This is a genomic window from Oscillibacter sp. (assembly GCF_031978065.1).
Taxonomy (GTDB): Bacteria; Bacillota; Clostridia; order Oscillospirales; family Oscillospiraceae; genus Oscillibacter.
This window is the reverse complement of the sequence record NZ_DALZCH010000003.1, coordinates 18,969-35,794: the sequence shown is the minus strand read 5'-3', so window position 1 is coordinate 35,794 and position 16,826 is coordinate 18,969. Positions and strand designations below refer to the sequence as shown.

11 protein-coding genes are annotated in these 16,826 nt (G+C 56.4%); 7 read left to right on the top strand and 4 right to left on the bottom strand.

All coding sequences use genetic code 11. The features are described from left to right. Window positions 1-211: 211 nt before the first annotated feature. The 3 genes from RTK01_RS00885 to RTK01_RS00875 all read right to left on the bottom strand — a co-directional run bounded on the left by RTK01_RS00885 (window position 212) and on the right by RTK01_RS00875 (window position 8,199). Entirely contained in the window at window positions 212-4,774 is a 4,563-nt protein-coding gene (locus RTK01_RS00885; protein ID WP_312279157.1) for an S-layer homology domain-containing protein, read from the bottom strand. A 72-nt stretch (window positions 4,775-4,846) separates the two neighbouring features. Beyond that, window positions 4,847-6,136, bottom strand: coding sequence for a GLUG motif-containing protein (locus RTK01_RS00880; protein WP_312279156.1), 1,290 nt, complete (start codon window positions 6,134-6,136; stop codon window positions 4,847-4,849). A gap of 272 nt (window positions 6,137-6,408) precedes the next feature. Beyond that, window positions 6,409-8,199, bottom strand: coding sequence for an S-layer homology domain-containing protein (locus RTK01_RS00875; RefSeq protein WP_312279155.1), 1,791 nt, complete (start codon window positions 8,197-8,199; stop codon window positions 6,409-6,411). Window positions 8,200-9,004: 805 nt separating this feature from the next. Here RTK01_RS00875 and RTK01_RS00870 point away from each other — a divergent pair. The 6 genes from RTK01_RS00870 to RTK01_RS00845 all read left to right on the top strand — a co-directional run bounded on the left by RTK01_RS00870 (window position 9,005) and on the right by RTK01_RS00845 (window position 14,638). Beyond that, entirely contained in the window at window positions 9,005-9,952 is a 948-nt protein-coding gene (locus tag RTK01_RS00870) for a PstS family phosphate ABC transporter substrate-binding protein (RefSeq protein ID WP_312279154.1), read from the top strand. Window positions 9,953-10,051: 99 nt separating this feature from the next. After that, the gene (gene pstC, locus RTK01_RS00865; protein WP_312279153.1) at window positions 10,052-10,933 is read left to right on the top strand and encodes a phosphate ABC transporter permease subunit PstC; all 882 of its coding nucleotides are present in this window, start codon (window positions 10,052-10,054) and stop codon (window positions 10,931-10,933) included. 4 nt (window positions 10,934-10,937) lie between these two features. Next, window positions 10,938-11,777 carry an ABC transporter permease subunit gene (locus RTK01_RS00860; RefSeq protein ID WP_312279152.1) on the top strand — a complete coding sequence of 280 codons (840 nt, stop codon included), beginning with the start codon at window positions 10,938-10,940 and terminating at the stop codon, window positions 11,775-11,777. Beyond that, the gene (locus tag RTK01_RS00855) at window positions 11,762-12,511 is read left to right on the top strand and encodes a phosphate ABC transporter ATP-binding protein (protein ID WP_312279151.1); all 750 of its coding nucleotides are present in this window, start codon (window positions 11,762-11,764) and stop codon (window positions 12,509-12,511) included. Before RTK01_RS00860 ends, RTK01_RS00855 begins: the two co-directional genes overlap by 16 nt. 15 nt (window positions 12,512-12,526) lie before the next feature. After that, window positions 12,527-12,994, top strand: coding sequence for an ATPase P (locus RTK01_RS00850; RefSeq protein ID WP_312279150.1), 468 nt, complete (start codon window positions 12,527-12,529; stop codon window positions 12,992-12,994). 285 nt (window positions 12,995-13,279) lie between these two features. Next, on the top strand, window positions 13,280-14,638 hold the full coding sequence (locus RTK01_RS00845) for a solute carrier family 23 protein (RefSeq protein ID WP_312279149.1): 1,359 nt from the start codon (window positions 13,280-13,282) through the stop codon (window positions 14,636-14,638). Between the two features lie 219 nt (window positions 14,639-14,857). Here RTK01_RS00845 and RTK01_RS00840 read toward each other — a convergent pair whose 3' ends face one another. After that, complete coding sequence (locus RTK01_RS00840; protein ID WP_312279148.1) at window positions 14,858-15,880, bottom strand: site-specific integrase; 1,023 nt, start codon at window positions 15,878-15,880, stop codon at window positions 14,858-14,860. Between the two features lie 292 nt (window positions 15,881-16,172). On the opposite strand from RTK01_RS00840, the gene RTK01_RS00835 reads away from it, so the two are divergent. After that, window positions 16,173-16,826 (top strand): IclR family transcriptional regulator (locus RTK01_RS00835; protein WP_312279147.1); only part of this gene is annotated, 654 nt, incomplete at its 3' end.

The window sequence follows — 16,826 nt, the reverse complement described above, 5'->3', positions numbered from 1 at the left end:
ATATTGTCTAAAAAACAAAGGTTATCCTCTGCACAAAAGCAGTCATTTTTTAAGTTCTCGCGCCAATATTTTCATTGTCTTTAAGCGTAGCGCCGCGTTGCTTGGTCTGGGGTTTTCTTCTCTTTCGCGCTCTGCCGAAAAGCACCGCAGGAGAGCGCCCAAACGGGCGCTCTCCCCGTCTCCGACCCGCAAGCCGGAAACCGCGCGGTTTTTAAATTGCCGTTTTCTGCTGGAAACGCATCAGGATTGTTGCCACCTGCGCCCGAGTTGTCACCGCCGTGGGAGCCAGCGTAGAGGCCGTGGTTCCGGAGATCAGCCCCTCGTTTACCGCCCAGGCCATCCCCTCTTTTGCAAAGCCGTTCATCTGCGCCTGATCGGTAAATCCGCTCAAATCAGCAGCGCCCGTGACATCATAGCCGCAGTACTTTGCAAACCGTGCGAGAATCGCCGCAAGCTGCTGGCGGCTAAGCTGCTTGGAGGGTCCGAAGACGCCCTCGGCATACCCGCCGACAATGTCGTTGGCCGCCGCCCAGTTCACTGCATCGGCGTACCATGCGTCTGCGGCCACATCGCCAAATCCTGCAGATTTCTCCGCGATGGGCTTTCCCTCCATGCGCCACAGCACCGACACCAGCATGGCGCGCGTCATGGAAGCGTTGGGAGAAAAGGCGGTGTCGCTTGTCCCCTGAAACAGGCCGGAAACGGCGGCAAATTCCACCGCGTCCGCGCACCAAGCCGTGCTTGCCACGTCCTCAAAGGGGCTTTTCCACTTCTCCTGCGCCAGCACCACGTACTTGGACAGGTGAGATGTGGAATACGTGACCATGCCGTTGTCAGCATTGTAGCTGCCGGTCATCAGAATCAGTCGGCCCCGGCTATTCAGATAATACACCCGGGCCGTCTGCCCGGCTTTTACCGTTCCGGCGGGGACGGCAATCGTCGCACTTCCGCCGCCAAGGCGGGTAATGCTTTGACTTCCGGCGGTCACGCTCACCTCAACCACCGCGCCGCCGGAAACCAGCTTCTGCTGCTCCGCGGTCAGTGATGTAACGCTTACCTGCTTTACAGTCACCGTTACGCTGGCGTTGGAGCCCGCCTGCTGAACCGCGCTGCTCAGCGCCGCCGCGTTCAGCTCCACAGTTCCCACCGGGGTGTTTATGGACAGCATGGCAATAGACGCGTCCACAGCGCTGGAAATGGACGCTGTGGGAATGCTGGTCCGAACCTCCGTGGCTGTCGAGGGTGCGTTGACCTTAATCTCCAGACCCGCGGGAGTTCCCGCCTCCTCGGCGGCCTTCAGTGCTTTGGTCAGCGTCTCCGCCATGGCGGAAGACGTCACCGTTGCCGTACTGACGGTTCCGTTGGTGGTGGGGGTAATCTCCATGGCGGTCACGGTGGCCTTTTGGGCTTCCGGCGTATTGGTGACAGGCGCGTTGGGGTCCGCCTTCTTCACGGTAAACGCCTTCGCCGCGCCGCTCCACGTCACCTGAAACTTTTCATTGTTCACGGTAAGCGTTTGGGTCTCCATGGGAAGATAAAAATACAGATTTTTATCGCTGCCGTCATAGCCGAAATTGCTGACGGTGGAGGTCGTGCTCTCCGTATAGCGGTGCTCGTGGAAGCCGCCGCTGTAAGTAAACCCGGTGCTGCCGGACACATCAAACCCATTTGCCTTCTTGGAAAGCATGCTTGTGTCAAAAATTAGGCGGCTCACGGCCTTGGTGTCGCTGCCGTTCCGCTTGGTGGCGGTGACCAGCGTGTCGTCCACTGTCTGGGTGGCGCTGTCGCTGTTCATCTTCAGGGAATTGTCAGTACGGACAGCCTTGAAGCTGCCGCCGGAGACATAGAGGGTCCCCGCTGATCCGCTTCTGTCGCCGCCGTAACCAATGGCAGAGCCAAGGAAGTCGGAGATAATCGTCAGGTTGCCGTTCTGTAAATACACCGGACCGGCCCCCTTCCCCTGCTTGCTTGCGCCGATGGCCGCGCCGTTTGCTTTGTTAATCAGCACCACCGTGCCGCCGGTAATATAGACCGGGTCATTTTTCACGCCGCCCAGAAGGGAGTCTCCGCCCACCAGAGGTCCGGTCTTAGAGCCTTTGATAAATACGTCCGCTCCTCCAAATGTGATGGTTCCGCAGGCTTCATAGCTGTTGCCCCCGATGCCCGCGCCCTGAGAATATTTGTACAGATACAGGGTTCCAGATCCGCCGATAAACAAGTCCGCGCCCTTTGGCACATGGATGCCCGCGCCCTGCACATACTCCTGCGTTTCCAGCAGGCTTTCCCCTTCAACATTGAGCTGATTGCCCTTGCCCGTAAAGTTGATGATGTTCAGCCCGAAATTCACGTCGCCGGACGCCGTTCCCCGGCCCACATTGTTGTTGATCCAAATGTCTTTAAGCATCAGGTTTGTCCCGGCAACGCTGCAATCAAAGGTAAGGTCTGAAAATTTGGAATTCGGACTGCTGATCCCGCTGCCCACCAGCGTGACCGGCTCCTTGGTCATCACGACGATGGTCCCCGTCGCTCCGCTTTGAACGGTATAAGTTCCGCCGGAGGTGATTGTGGAGCCGCCGGAAATCGCTCCGGGGGTAACGGGGACAACTGCGCCCGCCTGCTCAAGGGTGATGGAAACGCCCAGCTCCGTCCTGTCCCCCAGTCGGACGGGACCGGACTGTGTCTTCATTCCGCTCTTGCTGACGGAATAGGTATACTCAGACTTTTTAACCAGCTCATAGCGGTAAACGCCGCCCGCCGCGTTCGAGGTGGGCAGAGGGCTCTGCGCCGCATTGGATGCGTCCTTCACCGTCACAACCGCGTCAGCAGGCGTGACCGTTAGGGTAAAGGTTCCCGTGGTTTGTCCCGGAACGACGGTGTAAAATCCCTCGCTGTCCGGAGTTACGCTGAACTCGTAGTCGTCTCGGAGCATGATCGGCTCCGCTGCGCCATCAGGCCAAACCTTGTCGCCTGCCTTAGGCTTAAAAAGGCCGTCATAAACCTGAATGATTCCTTTGCGTCCGCCATTGGCATGCAGCGGGCTTCCGTCTATGCTGATATAGGTTCCGCTGCCAATCTTAATCTCGCCGTACTGCGAATATACGGCGGCATAGCTGTTGTTCTGGCCATTTCCCGTCATGGTCACGGTGCAGTCGGTCAGGCTCAGAATTTTCGCGGTGTATTCCTCGGCCCCGCCGCCGCCCGCCATTCCAGTGGCCTGAATCGCGCCCGTAACGGTGCAGTTGCTGATGCTCTCCGCGACGCCGCCGATGATAACGTTTCCATTGATGGTGCAGTTATTCAAAAGGTCAAGTTCGCTCTCCCTGAACAGCTTCAGGCTATCGCGGTCACCCTCAGGCCTGCTTGGATCGCAGTTGATGGTGCAGTCGCGAATTTCCGTCATCTTTCCCTTCACACTGACCAGGCCGTGCAGAGCCGACGCTCTATACAGCGAGATCGTCCCTCCGGCGGCGCCGCTCACAATGGAGACGCCCTCCGTCCCGGTGGGAACCTCAAGGGTATTGACAGAAAGGGTATGCCCGTTCAGGTCAAGGATCACGTTGTTTTGGCTCAGCGTGACAGTCATTGCGCCATGGTCGCGCAGAAGCTTCACCGTGTCGCCGCTTGCCGCAGCGGCAAGGGCTTCGTTCAGCGTGTAATATTCTAACTCACCAATGCTTGCAGCCTTGCCCTCTACCACCGTCACAGGATAGGATGCCGTATATCCGCCGTCCTCCGTTGCTGCGGTTATGGTGGCGTCTCCCGCCGCGATACCCGTGACCACGCCCGTCCCGGCGTCTACGGTGGCAATCTCCGTTGCACTGCTGCTCCACGTAACCATCTGGTTCAGCGCCGTGGCGGGACTGATTGTGTATATTTTTGAAGGAATTGTCCCGCCAACGCTGACGTCGGCCTTTTCCACGTCCCAGAGCGTGATTCCCGAAACGCCCGGCGTCACGGTGAGTACGCACTCAGCAAATATGCCGCTGCCGTCCGCGGCTTCGGCCCTGATGGTGGTCTCTCCTTCTTTCAGGAGCGTCGCTAATCCGCTGCTGTTCACGGTGGCTATTTTATTGTCCGAGCTTGTCCAGTACAGGTCCTGATACTGCGCATTCGCGGGCAGCACGCCCACGGCAAACTGCACCGTATGATCATTAAATGCAGCCGTCTGTGTGGCAGGAAGTCCGGTAATTTCCGAAATTTTTATAATTCCGCTGGGATCACCCAGAAAAAAATATTCGCTTAAAAATGAAGGCAGGCTGCGGGCTTCCGGGGTTTTACTACTGGTGCTATTCCCTATCCACACCGTATAGTCGGTGGTTTGTCCCGCTCCAATTGAAAAGGAGTAGCGCCCCGGTGCGGGATTGCCGTTGATTGCAAATTGAAGGGTAAAGAGAGGCCCAGCTTTTTTAAATCCCTTGGACCCGTTGGCTACCGACGCAAATGTCACGTTTACGTTTGAAGCGCTGTCTGTTACAGTTAGACCCATATTGCCATACGTCCAATCTCCGTTTAGACAATTGTCGTATGTCAAAACACCGCTGTCATACCCAATGTTAATATTTAGCTCCCGAAGAGGTCTGTTGCTTGCAATGGAACTCAGTCCAAAGGTGAGCGAAACCGTGTTTCCTTCCACCGCCGTCTCCGCCGCAAAAACCTCATTTCCCGACGACGCCATTGTCGTGGCCGACGCCGTAAGAGGCTCGAACACAAACAGGGAAAGCGTCAAGACCAACGCCATGGTCAGGGAAAGGCTCTTTTTCATCCAAGTTTTCATACACACTGCTCCATGGTAGATTTTTTGCGCCGGGGCATCAGGAGGTTCCCTGATGCCCCGGCGAGTTACCGTTTAGGCAAAAATGGGATAACCGCTATTTTTGCTGGGGTCGATGGTCCAGGTGTTGTAATCCCCGCTGCTCTGGGCGCTGACCCATCCGTTCAGGTCGCTCAAAAGGCCGGAAGCCGCGCTGAACGAAACGGTTGCGGGGCTGCCCGAGACAAGGTTCCCTACCGGGGTGGTGGAGCCTTCATAGCGCAGGGCGTCGTTGGTGAGGGAGCTGTTCATCTCGCCGATCAGCTCTCCCGCGTAGGTAGAGCCGGTGATATTGCCGATGTTATAGCAGTTGCGCATGGAGCCCTTCTGGAAGGCCGCGATGCCGCCCGCAATGCCGCCGGTGACCGTACCGGCGTTATAGCTGTTGCTGATGCCGCCGTAAACCGTGCCGCCGGTGCCGGTCTGCTTGTTGTAATCGTTCTTGTTGCTGCCGACAAGGCCGCCTGCGTTATAGAGAGAAATCACCTCTCCGGCGTTCCAGCAGTTCAGGATGGTCCCCTCGTTCTCGCCCGCGATGCCGCCGGCGGAGCCGGAGCTGTAATCGCTGATGACCTTGCCGTAGTTGGCGCTGTTGAGGATGCTGGGGGGATTGGTGGTGGTATTGACCCAGTTTGCGCCGATGATGCCGCCCACGCCCTTGGCCTCATTGCCGTATACCACAGTGCCGTTATTGACGCAGTTTTCAATATCGCCCCAGCCCTTGCCCACAAGGCCACCCACCGAGCGCTTCGCACCCACATAGCCGCCGGAGATGGTCAGGTTTCTAATAGAGGCATTCTCCTCCAGCTTGCCGAACAGGCCGATGTTGTTGGCTACGGAGTTGCCCGTGCCGTAGCTTCCGGTGGATTGATTGTAGAAGATGTTGGAAATGGTACAGTCGTTGCCGTCAAAGTGGCCCTGAAAGCTGTAACTTGTGGCGCCGCCGCCGATGGGCAGCCACTCGTATACCGTACCCCCGCCGGTATAGCCGGCGGTTCCGGCCACAGTGGGATTCACAGTGGCGTCGCTGGCCGAAGCGGGGCTGAGGGAGATGTCGTCGGTCATAACGAAATACTTCCCGGTGTAGACCGTTCCTCCCCGCACGTTGGCAGAGAGCTGCGCAAGGTCTGCCGCCGTGTCAACCTCATATGGGTCGGCTTCCACGCCGCTGCCGCCGCTGAACGAATAGGCCGCGTTTGCAGCGGGGATAACGCCGTTCCAGGAGCTTACCGCCCCAGCCTTAACAGGCATTGCGGAGAAGAGACTGACAATCAGAGCAAGAGAGAACAGACCGGACAGTGCTTTTTTACCTCGGTTTTTCATCATAATTGAACTCCTTTCATATTGTCGCGGGTTTCATGTACCTAAAGAAAAGGTTTCCAAGCAATCTGAGCTCCTGATGCCGCAGTTCCCCCCGCCTCGCCTCCTCTCTTTCATTCGCTCTGGATATTTAATCTCCGTTCCGGACACGGGAGACGCGTTTGTTCCCGCCGCGCTCCACAGGCTGCCTGTGCTGCCCGGATTTACCGCCGCGGCCCCGGCCGAGGGCCAGACCGGCTCTGGAGCAGGTACCGCAAAAATGGGCTGCAAGCCGCCACTTACGATGCGGCGATTCCCTCAAAGCGCGTCAAAATCTGCGCCGCCTGTGCGCGGGTGGCCGTGCCCCGGGGCGAGATTGTGCCGTCCTTCATACCGGAAATCAGCTTCTTTTCAACCGCCCATCCAACGGCGTCCACCGCCCAAGACGAGACGCTCTTCGCGTCGGAAAATCCCGAGAGGTCGCCCTTGCCCGCCGTGCCGCCGTCCCGCTGCACATAGCGGTACAGCATCGCCGCCAGTTGCTCTCTTGTGACGCTGCCGTCGGGATCAAAGGTCGTGGCGGTCTTCCCCCCGGCAACGCCCGCTTCGTAGGCCCATGCCACCGCCTGGGCGTAATCCGCTTCCACTGGTACGTCGGTAAAAGCAGGAGAAGCGGTCACAGCGGGCGCACCCGCAAGACGGTAGAGCGCTTTCACCAGCATGGCCCGGGTCACAGGCTGCGCGGGGGCAAACTGTCCGTTCCCCGTTGTTTCAAGCAGCCCTTCGGAAACGACATGGTTGGCGGCGGCAAAGTACCAGTCCGTGACGGACACATCGGAATACGCCGAAAAATAAGGCGTTTTGATATCCTTTTGCCAGCTTAGAACCGGATAGCCTTCGTTGATGCCGTTTGCGTCCACCGTAAATGCGCTGCCAAGTGTTTTAACAAACTCCGCGGTTTTAAGCTTGTCCGAAGACAGCGCTCCGTCGCTGACAACGGCGCCGGCGCTGAAATAGCCGCCGCCGAGGGCGCTGCCCTCCAGATACCAGCAATTCAGCACGGCAAGCTTATACGCCGCGCCGCCGTTGTTCGTCCCAATCGCCATGGCATAGCTGTCCAGCTTTGCCGAAATTTTTCCCACGCTGTAACAGTTTTTCAGCGTGATTTCATTGCTTCCCGAAATGCCACCGGTGGGGCAGGTATACGTGCTCATCACCCGCCCCGCGTTATAGCAGTTCTCCACAATTCCGCCGTTCCAACCCGCGCCGACAATTCCGCCGCAGCCCTTTGCGTCGGTATTCGAGACGGTGGCATAATTGGCGCAGTTTTGGATGATCCCGCCCACCGAGCTTCCGCCGGTATTATACGTCGTCTTTCCCATCTTTCCGACGATGCCGCCCACGGAGCGGTTGGCGTAAAAATAGCCTGTGACGGCAACATTTTTGACCGTTGGATTTTCCGGCCGCATGTTCTCCGGATCGTTGTCATGCACACCCAGACGGCCAATCAGGCCCACGGACTGGCCGTCGCCAAACCTTCCGGTTGTGCAGCGCCGGGAACAGTAGATGTTGTAAACCGTGTGTCCCTGTCCGTCAAAGGTCCCACAAAAGGAGGAGCTGAGCTTTGTGGTGGAGTCGTTGGGCGTAATCAGATATTGTCCACCGATGGGCATATAATTTGGCCCGCTCCATGTGTCGGCAGCGGCATCGTATTTCCCGCCCATGTCCAAATCTGCCGTCAGACGCACGGTTTTGTCCTTAAAGCTGTCGGCACCATAGTGATAGGTGTCGGTACTCATATTGCTGCCGCCGCTTTTCGCGCCGTCAACCCGGTTTGCCACAATTACACTTTTATCACCGATGACGTTTGTAATATCCGTGTTGTATATACCGTTGACGATGGCCGCAAGGCCCGCGAGCTGGGCGGGTGTTGAGATATCAAAGGTCGTACCCGTCCTGCTGTACCAAGACACATCAATGGTTTTTCCGTCCCATGCCGCCGATGCCGCCCTTGCCGGAACGGGCAGCAGGGCAAAGACGACTATGATTGCCAGAAACACAGAACAGAACCTATTTCGATTTTTATACATGGTGTTCCTCCTTACACGGTTTGGTCGCGGCGTATTTTCCCGGCATTTTTTACGGCTTGCACGGTTTTTTATCATCGCCTACTGTTCAGTGCCGTTCCGGAAGCCCTTTCTCAGGGCGCTTTCCCCAAAAGCACGTCCTTTTGCACCTTCAACTCAGGGAGCGTAATTTTTCGTTATACCCATTTGAATATAACGAACTTTAAAAAGAATTACCCCCCCAGGGCACGCTGAGAATCTATTTTACTTAAATTTTATTATAGTTTGGAAAATTTTGTCGGTCAATGCCAAAATTCGGCGATGCCGAATCTTTTTTCGGAAACGCCAAATACTTGCAAAAAATTTCGTTTTTTATCCCAGCCCCGTCACCATTTTTTTTCAAATATTTTATTCACTTTAAGCTATCTTCTTTAAAATCACAACAATTTTTCTGTATTTTAGCAAAATTTGTTATTATTAACCAATATAAATCAAAAATTTTGCCTTTATAACGTAAGCAGCTAAATACTTTGCAATTTCGGCTTTTTCTCCGCAACTCCGTGTGTTTTTCCTGCAAAAGCAGTTTTTCGACCCTATGTATTTTATTTCACCAACAATATTCACTTTGCTAAAATTTCCCGGCACAGCCGCTTCCTTTGCGCGGCTGGTGCCAAACTTTGTTGGATACAGTCGTTTATTATCGTAAATTGCGATATATATTTAGATTGACAGGAACTATCGATTTGACTTCATCTTTGATTGTGAATAATGTAGACATTACCTATGCGCGCAAAATCAGGATGAAATAAAATTTTGGAGGCATTGTACCATGAAAAAAGTTCTCACCGCGCTTCTTGCAACAGCGATGCTGCTGTCGCTGACCGCGTGCGGAAGTCCCGCGCCCGCAGCATCCTCCGCCCCCAGTGGCAGCGCTTCTTCCGCCCCCGGCGATGCGGCCTTTGAGAGCAGCATCCTCTTCTGCGGGTCTACCTCTCTCTATCCCATCATCTCTTCTCTGGCTTCTTCCTTCACGGATGAATATGTCACCTGGGACAAGGTGGATGCCACGTTCCCCGGCGACAACATCTCCATCTATGTCGCTCCCGGCGGCTCCGGCGTGGGCGCCAGCGCCGTGATTGACGGCACGTGCGATTTCGGCATGATTGCCCGCAGCATCAAGGATTCCGAAAAGGAAGCCTTGGGCGCGGGATACACCGAATATGTGGTGGCCAAGGACGCGCTTACCATCTCCGTCAATGCGGAAAACCCCCTTTGCGGCGTGACGGACGATTTGTCCACCGACACCATCTGCCAGATTTTCAGCGGCGAGATTTCTACGTGGAACGAGGTTGACGCCTCTCTCCCCTCTGAAACAATCAATGTGTACATTCGCGACCTGTCCGGCGGCGCCTACGAGGTGTTCCAAAAGGCCATTATGGGCGACAGCGAGGTAACCGCCTCCGCCACCCAGTCCGCTTCCATGACGGAGCTTGCCACCAACATCGCAAACGACCCGTGGAGCATCGGCTATGCGGGCTTTGGCGCTTATAACAAGGCGAACCAGAACGGTCAGGTGCTGTTTGCCATGAAGGTAGACGGCGTGGAGGCCAACGAGGATACCATCATCAGCGGCGAATACACCGTCCAGCGTCCCATCATGTTTGTCACCGGCAAAGCGCCCACCCCCTCCCAGCAGGCCTTTGTGGACTATGTGTTCTCCGACGTGGGCTATAAGGTTGTGGAGGACAACGGCTACATCCCCGCCTTTACGGCGTGATTTTAGGAAGACCCGGAAACTTATTCTGTCCAGCAAACGCTGCCATTGTGGTGACAATGGCAGCGTTTGTCCTGCTATAAAATGGAAACCGGAGGGATCATGATGCGGAAAATTGGAAACGCTCTGTTTCCCCGCCTGATTTGTCTGCTGACAGCTCTGACCGTGCTGTCTCTGGCGTTTGTGCTGATCTTTATTGTCCGGGAGTCGCTTCCCGCCTTTCAGGAAATTGCCCCGGCGGATTTTCTGCTGGGACAGCGGTGGATGCCTGTGGACTATGGCACCGGCGTATCTTACGGAATCGGGAACTACATTGCGGGAACCCTGTACGTTTCCGTGGCCGCCATCGCGCTTGCCGTGGTGGTGGGCGTTGGCACAGCCGTGTTCCTCTCCTGCGCGGTGTCAGAAAACACCCGGGGCCTGCTGTGCTCCATGATTGACCTACTGGCGGGGATTCCATCTGTGATCTACGGGTTTATCGGCCTGTGCGTGCTGGTGCCTCTGTTTCAGCGGCTCCATCTTTCCAGCAGCGGCCATTGCGTGCTGGCCGCCGCCATTTTGCTGGCGGTGATGCTGCTTCCGTTCTTGGTTTCCGCCTGCTGCGAAACCATGTTGGGCATACGCCAACGATACCTGCCCGCCGCAAATGCGCTGGGCGTAGCCTATTGGCATACGGTGGCCCATGTAATTCTCCCCCTCTCCGTCCCGAACATTTTATTGAGCGTAGTTCTGGCGGTGGGGCGAGCCATGGGGGAAACCATGGCGGTGATAATGGTCATGGGAAACGCAGGCGTGTTTCCCTCCATGCTTGGCAAGGGAGAGACGATTGCCTCTTTGATTGCGCTGGAAATGGGAACGGCAGCGATGGGCAGCACCCACTATCACGCGCTGTATGCGGCGGGGCTGGTTTTAATGGGAATCCTGTTGGCGATCAACACAGGAATTGCACTGCTGCGCCGCCGTCTGCTGCGGATGGAGGGTTGAGCCAATGAAATTCAAAGCCTTCCTTGTCCGAAGCTGGGCATATCTTAGCATGACGCTGGTGGCCGCCGTCATTCTCTTCCTGTTCGGCTATGTGTTTGTGCAGGGCGGCCATGTCATCACATGGGAATTTCTCACCGCTTCTCCCAGCGGGTCGGTGCTGGGTTCCGAAGGCGGAATCTGGCCTGCCATCGCGGGCAGCCTTTGCTTCACGGCAACGGCGGTGGTGCTGGGGGGGATCCCCGCCGTGGCTACCGCGCTGTATCTTGTTTTCTTCTGTCGCAGCAAGCTGCTGCGGACCGTAATTCAGATGGTGGTTCAGAACATCGCGGGCATTCCGTCCATCGTGCTGGGCCTGTTTGCATACAGCCTGCTGGTGCGACAACTTGGCTTGGGCCGCTGCGTTTTGTCCGCGGGCGTGGCGCTGGCAATCATGATTCTGCCGTTTATCGAGGTCCGGGCGGAAAAGGCATTTCGGGAGCTGTCGCCCGCGCTGACTCAATCCGCCTACGCGCTGGGCTGTTCAAAGTCCTACACCATTTGGAAAGTTGTGCTGCCGGCCTGCCGCGGCGAGCTGGTATCCGGCGTGATTTTAGGCGCCTGCTATGCCATGGGGGCCACCGCGCCGCTGATGTTTACCGGGGGCGTGGCCTACGCGGCTATGCCGGTATCCCTTACAAAACCCGCCATGGCGCTGCCGCTCCATCTCTATCTTCTGCTGGCGCAGGGCACCTCCATGCCGCAGGTATACGGCACCGCGTTCGTGCTGATGACGGTGGTTCTGCTCAGCAATTTTCTGGCAGCCTTGTATGCCAAAAGGAGGAACCGGGCTTGGAAACAATCCTGACACTGAAAGACGTAACCATTACTTATGATAAAAAGCCCGCTCTGGAGCAGGTTTCCCTTTCCTTTCCCAAAAACCGAATTACCGCTGTCATCGGTCCGTCGGGCTGCGGAAAAACCACTTTGCTGCGGGCAATGAACCGCATGCTGGAGGAGGAACCGGGCGCGGCTGTGGAGGGGCAGATTCTTCTAAACGGCGACGACGTGCGAAGGCTCCCCCCCGAAGAACTGCGCCGCCGGGTGGGTCTGGTGTTTCAAACGCCTGCCCCGTTTCCCTTCTCCATTTACAAGAACATGACCTTTGCCCTTCGCTATTACGGCGTACAGAGCAAAGAGCGGCTGGACGCGGCGGTGCGAGAAAAGCTTACGCTGGCGGGTCTTTATGAAGAGGTAAAGGACCGCCTTGACAAAAGCGCCCTGAAGCTTTCCGGCGGACAGCAGCAGCGCCTGTGCATCGCCCGGGCGCTGACGGCGGAGCCGGAGGTGTTGCTGCTGGACGAGCCTTGCTCCGCGCTGGACATCAAAAGCATCGAAGCCATTGAGGCCATGCTTTTAAAGCTGAGAAAAACCTACACCATCATTCTCGTCACCCACAATATTGCCCAGGCCCGCCGGATTGCCGACTACACAGCCTTTTTTAACAATGGAAGGCTGGTAGAATTCGGAGAAAAGGACACGCTGTTCCTCCAGCCCCGGCAGGAGGAAACCAAGTCCTTTTTAAGCGGGGTTTACGGCTGAGTTGAAAGGAGCATTATGCTGAACATTGACATTCCCGGCCGTGCACCGGTTGAAATTGACCACGTGGTTCTGGACTACAACGGCACGATTGCCGTGGACGGGGCGCTTTTGCCCGGCGTTGCCGAGCGCATCGAAAAGCTGCGGGAGTTTGTCTCCGTCACCGTGCTCACCGCGGACACCTATGGAACCGTCCGCGCCCAGTGCGAGCCGCTGGGCATTGCCGTGCAGACCTTTTCTCAGGCGGGGGCCGCCCTGTGCAAGGAATCCATTGTCCGTGGGATGGACGGAGGAATCCTGTGTATCGGCAACGGCTTCAATGATATCCAGATGTTTGACGCGGCGGCGCTGCGCGTCGCCGTTTTGGAGCGGGAGGGTTTGTGTCCCGCTCTGCTGTCTCACGCCGACGTATTGGTATCTTCCCCGCTGGACGCGCTGGACCTGCTGCTAAAACCCAACCGCCTGCGCGCCACGCTGCGCAGCTAACAGCCGGACACCGGCAGGCCGGCGTGGCGAACGTCGGCCTGCCGGTGTTTTATCCGTACCGCTTTCTTCTTTTTCAGGATCTTTTGTTTGACAGAACGCGGAGACATCTAAAATAAAAAATATTTTTTATATCTAACAAAAAGTATTGCATTTTAAAGGTCAACCTTCTATACTAATCAAAGGCCAATTTATTGGAATGTTACAAATAACTTTTGTTTCCCTTTTCGTATTTGCGGCATTCCGCCGATTTTACGGTTTGGCAAAAAAATAAAAGGAGCTTGTTAGATGATGAAAATTTCGCGCTCGGAGGACGTCAGTGTAGAGAATGTCTACCGCCTGGACGGCCGGGTCCCCATCGGCAAAGCAATTCCCTTCGGCCTACAGCATGTGCTTGCCATGTTCGTGGCAAATGTGACACCGCTCATCATTATCGCATCCGTCGCAGTGTACAATGGACAGCCCTTCACCGCGGTAGAAACGGCGCGCCTGATTCAAAACTGCATGATTATCGCCGGAATCGGAACCATGGTGCAGCTTTATCCCATCGGGTTTCTTGGCTCCGGACTGCCGGTTGTCATGGGCCTCAGCTTTACTTTCCTTGCCGCCTGCCTGTCGGCGGCGTCTAAGGACTACGGCATCATGGTCGGCTCCATTATCGTAGGCGGCTGCTTTGAGGGCGTTCTTGGCCTGACGGCAAAATACTGGCGCAAAATTATTACGCCGATTCTCTCCGCCTGCGTGGTGGTTTCCATTGGTCTGAGTATCCTGAGCGTGGGCGTCTCCTCCTTTGCCTCTTCCTCCGCTTACCCGCTGGGCTCCTGGCAGAATCTGCTTGTGGCCGTGATCACCCTTGCTTCTGCGTTCATTTTCCACACCTCGCTAAAAGGAATCGCCAAGCAGCTCTATGTTCTGTTTGGTATGCTGGTGGGCTACATCGTCTCTATTTTCTTCGGCATGGTGGATTTCGGCACAATGTCCTCCACCGTGCAGTCTCTCGGCGTGGTTGCCGTTCCACAGTTGGTGGCGTTCAAGCCGCAGTTTGAAATTGGCTCCATCGTCTCCTTCTGTCTTGTATTCATCGTCTCCGCCGTGGAAACCATCGGCGACACCACCGCCACCTGCACCGGCGGCCTTGGCCGCGACATCACCGCCAAGGAGGTTTCCGGCTCCTTGTGCGTGGACGGATTTATCTCGGCCATTTCGGGCGGCGTGTTCGGCTGTTCGCCGATCACCTCCTTCAGCCAGAATGTGGGGCTGATCTCCATGACCCATGTAGTGAATCGCTTCTGCATTATGTTCGGTGCGCTGGCGATGATCCTTGGCGGCCTGTTTCCGCCCATCGGCGCGTTTTTCACCACGCTTCCGGCTTGCGTACTGGGCGGCTGCACCGTCATCATGTTTGGTTCCATCATGATGTCCGGCATCAAGATGATGCATGAGGCAGGCATGAGCAACCGCAACACCCTGATTACCGCAACGTCTCTTTGTCTTGGCGTGGGCGTGACGCAGGTGGACGGCTTCTTTGCTTACATGCCAAGCATGATCGGCGAAATCTTCGCAAACAACATGGTAGCGGGCGTGTTTGTTGTGGGGCTGATTCTGGAGATTTTCCTGCCCAAGGACCCCAAGTGCTACGAAAGCTAAGGATGGCAGGGGAAATTATGATTGCCACATGCGCAGCATTTTTTGACGCTTGTTGAATTTGACGCTTTCCCCCAGATAAGAATGTCACGCACTGACCCGGCAATTAGGTTCCCCTCCTGTTTAATAAGAAAAGGGCGCCGAGAGTATTCTCGGCGCCTGTTTTGTCAAGTTATGGCTGCGTATATTTCTAATGTGCGGCGCATCCCGCATGCCTGCCGTTTATCTTACGGCGCTTGGGCAAATCAGCTTCGCATGGTCGGGCGCGATCGGTTCCACTGTTTGAAGCAGGCCCTCATAGCGGGCCTGCGTGGTCTTTACAGAGCCGTGTCCTAGCGCGCGGCTCAGCGCCCCAAGCTCCCCGCCGCCGCTCATCCACATCAGGGCAAAGGTATGGCGAAGCATATGAAAATTCACGGTTTGTGGCAGGCCGCAGCTTGAGAGCATGCTCTGAAAGCGATACTGATAGGTGCGCGGTCCCAGCGGCTGGTCGTCGGTTCCCGTCAGAAAGTACGCCGTCCCGTCTCCGCACCTCAGCAGCGTCCACACCAGCATGGACAGCCCGGTAGCCAGCGCCAGATCGCGGTATCCGCTGTCCTCTGGGTCATACGCAACGGTGTCCTGCCGCCCCTCGGCGCCGTCCTCATCGCCGTAGTTCTGCCGCATTGTGACCCGCTGAAGGGTGCGGCGCACCTGAAGCCGGTCCTCTTCCAGCAGAAAATCAGAATCCCTCAGCGCACAGATTTCGCTGAGCTTGATCCCCGTGTAAAGGCACAACAGAAAGCCCGCATTGCTGCGGTCCAAATTTTCCGTCAGGTATTCTGTTAAGGCCGCAACCTGACGGTCCGTCAGAGTATCCGTGTCCCGCTTGGGGTGCATGGACTTCACAAACACCCTTCCGCCATGGGATAAATCCGGGTCCCAGTTGACAAGCTTCAGTCCCGCGTTCAGCACACGGGAAATATCCGCCACGGTCTTTCGGGACAGTCCGCCTTTCCCATCCATCCGTCCGCTGCGCAGCCGCTCGTCCAAAAAATCACGGATGTCCGCCACGGTCAGATAGTCCACCACCGCTTCTCCCAGATACGGCAAAATATGTCGCCGGACAATCCGCTCGTAGTTCGCATAAGAAGCGGCGTTCACCTCTTTGCGGGCCGCAGCCAGCCACAGCTCAAACACGCCCCGGACGGTCATCCCCTTATGAAGCTGGTCCCCCAGCACGCAGCTCCCGTTCTCCTCCGGCATTCGCTGTTCATCCTCATCTTTCATTTCATGAATTGCTTTTATTCTGTTATTTTACCATTATCCGCTCTCTCTGGCAAGGGAATAAGCCGTCCCCTCCGTCCGTTTTATGAAATCTCCCCACCCGGTAGGGTAATTCCAACGACACCTTTTAAATCTTTTGGCAATTGCAAGAAGTAAATTCGGCAATATCAAATATCCAGTCGTTATCATCAAATTTCAGTTGTACTTGTCCCGTGTATTTGTTATAATTTCGGCAACGCAACTTTTAAAGCCGTGAGAGGAGGACGCCGCCATGCCGGGGGAAAGCAAGCTAGTTTTGTCTGTCGTAAAGGCGTTTCGCCTGCTGGGCATTCTGTCCGAGGCGAAGGCTCCTTTAAGTCTCGCGGAGCTGAGCGAACGCTCCGGCTGGCCCAAGAGCACTGTATACGGCCTGCTCTCTTCCATGCGGGAGTCTTCTGCGGTGGAGCAGCAGCCCGACGGGCGATACTTTTTGGGCGTCCGCCTGTTTGAATACGGCTGCGCCGTCAGCGCCGGGTGGAGCATTTCGGAGCTGGCCCGGCCCTTTTTGCAGCATCTGGCGTCCAAAACCGGCGAGTCGGTCTTTTTGTCCGTGCTGAACCGAAACGAGGCTATCACCATCGATCAGGTTCAAAGCCGAGCGGGGCTGCGGGTGGTGTCCGAGGTGGGAACCCGCCTGCCGCTTCACTGCACCTCGCAGGGCAAGGTTTTTCTCGCCGCCATGCCGGAGTCCGAGGCCATGCGCATCCTGAAGCTCCAGCCCCTTTCCGCCTATACGCCCCACACGCCTGTCACATGGAAGGACCTTGCAAAGGATTTGGACGCTGCCCGCCGGCAGGGCTACGCCGTGGAGGATGGGGAGTACAAAATCGGGCTGGGGTCGGTGTCCGCGCCCATTCGGGATGCCTCCGGACAGGTGAAATACGCC

Coding starts and splice junctions, on each gene's coding strand:
- RTK01_RS00885 (WP_312279157.1), bottom strand. CDS start 4,774: ATGAAAACTTGGATGAAAAAGAGCCTTTCCCTGACCATGGCGTTGGTC.
- RTK01_RS00880 (WP_312279156.1), bottom strand. CDS start 6,136: ATGATGAAAAACCGAGGTAAAAAAGCACTGTCCGGTCTGTTCTCTCTT.
- RTK01_RS00875 (WP_312279155.1), bottom strand. CDS start 8,199: ATGTATAAAAATCGAAATAGGTTCTGTTCTGTGTTTCTGGCAATCATA.
- RTK01_RS00870 (WP_312279154.1), top strand. CDS start 9,005: ATGAAAAAAGTTCTCACCGCGCTTCTTGCAACAGCGATGCTGCTGTCG.
- pstC (WP_312279153.1), top strand. CDS start 10,052: ATGATGCGGAAAATTGGAAACGCTCTGTTTCCCCGCCTGATTTGTCTG.
- RTK01_RS00860 (WP_312279152.1), top strand. CDS start 10,938: ATGAAATTCAAAGCCTTCCTTGTCCGAAGCTGGGCATATCTTAGCATG.
- RTK01_RS00850 (WP_312279150.1), top strand. CDS start 12,527: ATGCTGAACATTGACATTCCCGGCCGTGCACCGGTTGAAATTGACCAC.
- RTK01_RS00845 (WP_312279149.1), top strand. CDS start 13,280: ATGATGAAAATTTCGCGCTCGGAGGACGTCAGTGTAGAGAATGTCTAC.
- RTK01_RS00840 (WP_312279148.1), bottom strand. CDS start 15,880: ATGCCGGAGGAGAACGGGAGCTGCGTGCTGGGGGACCAGCTTCATAAG.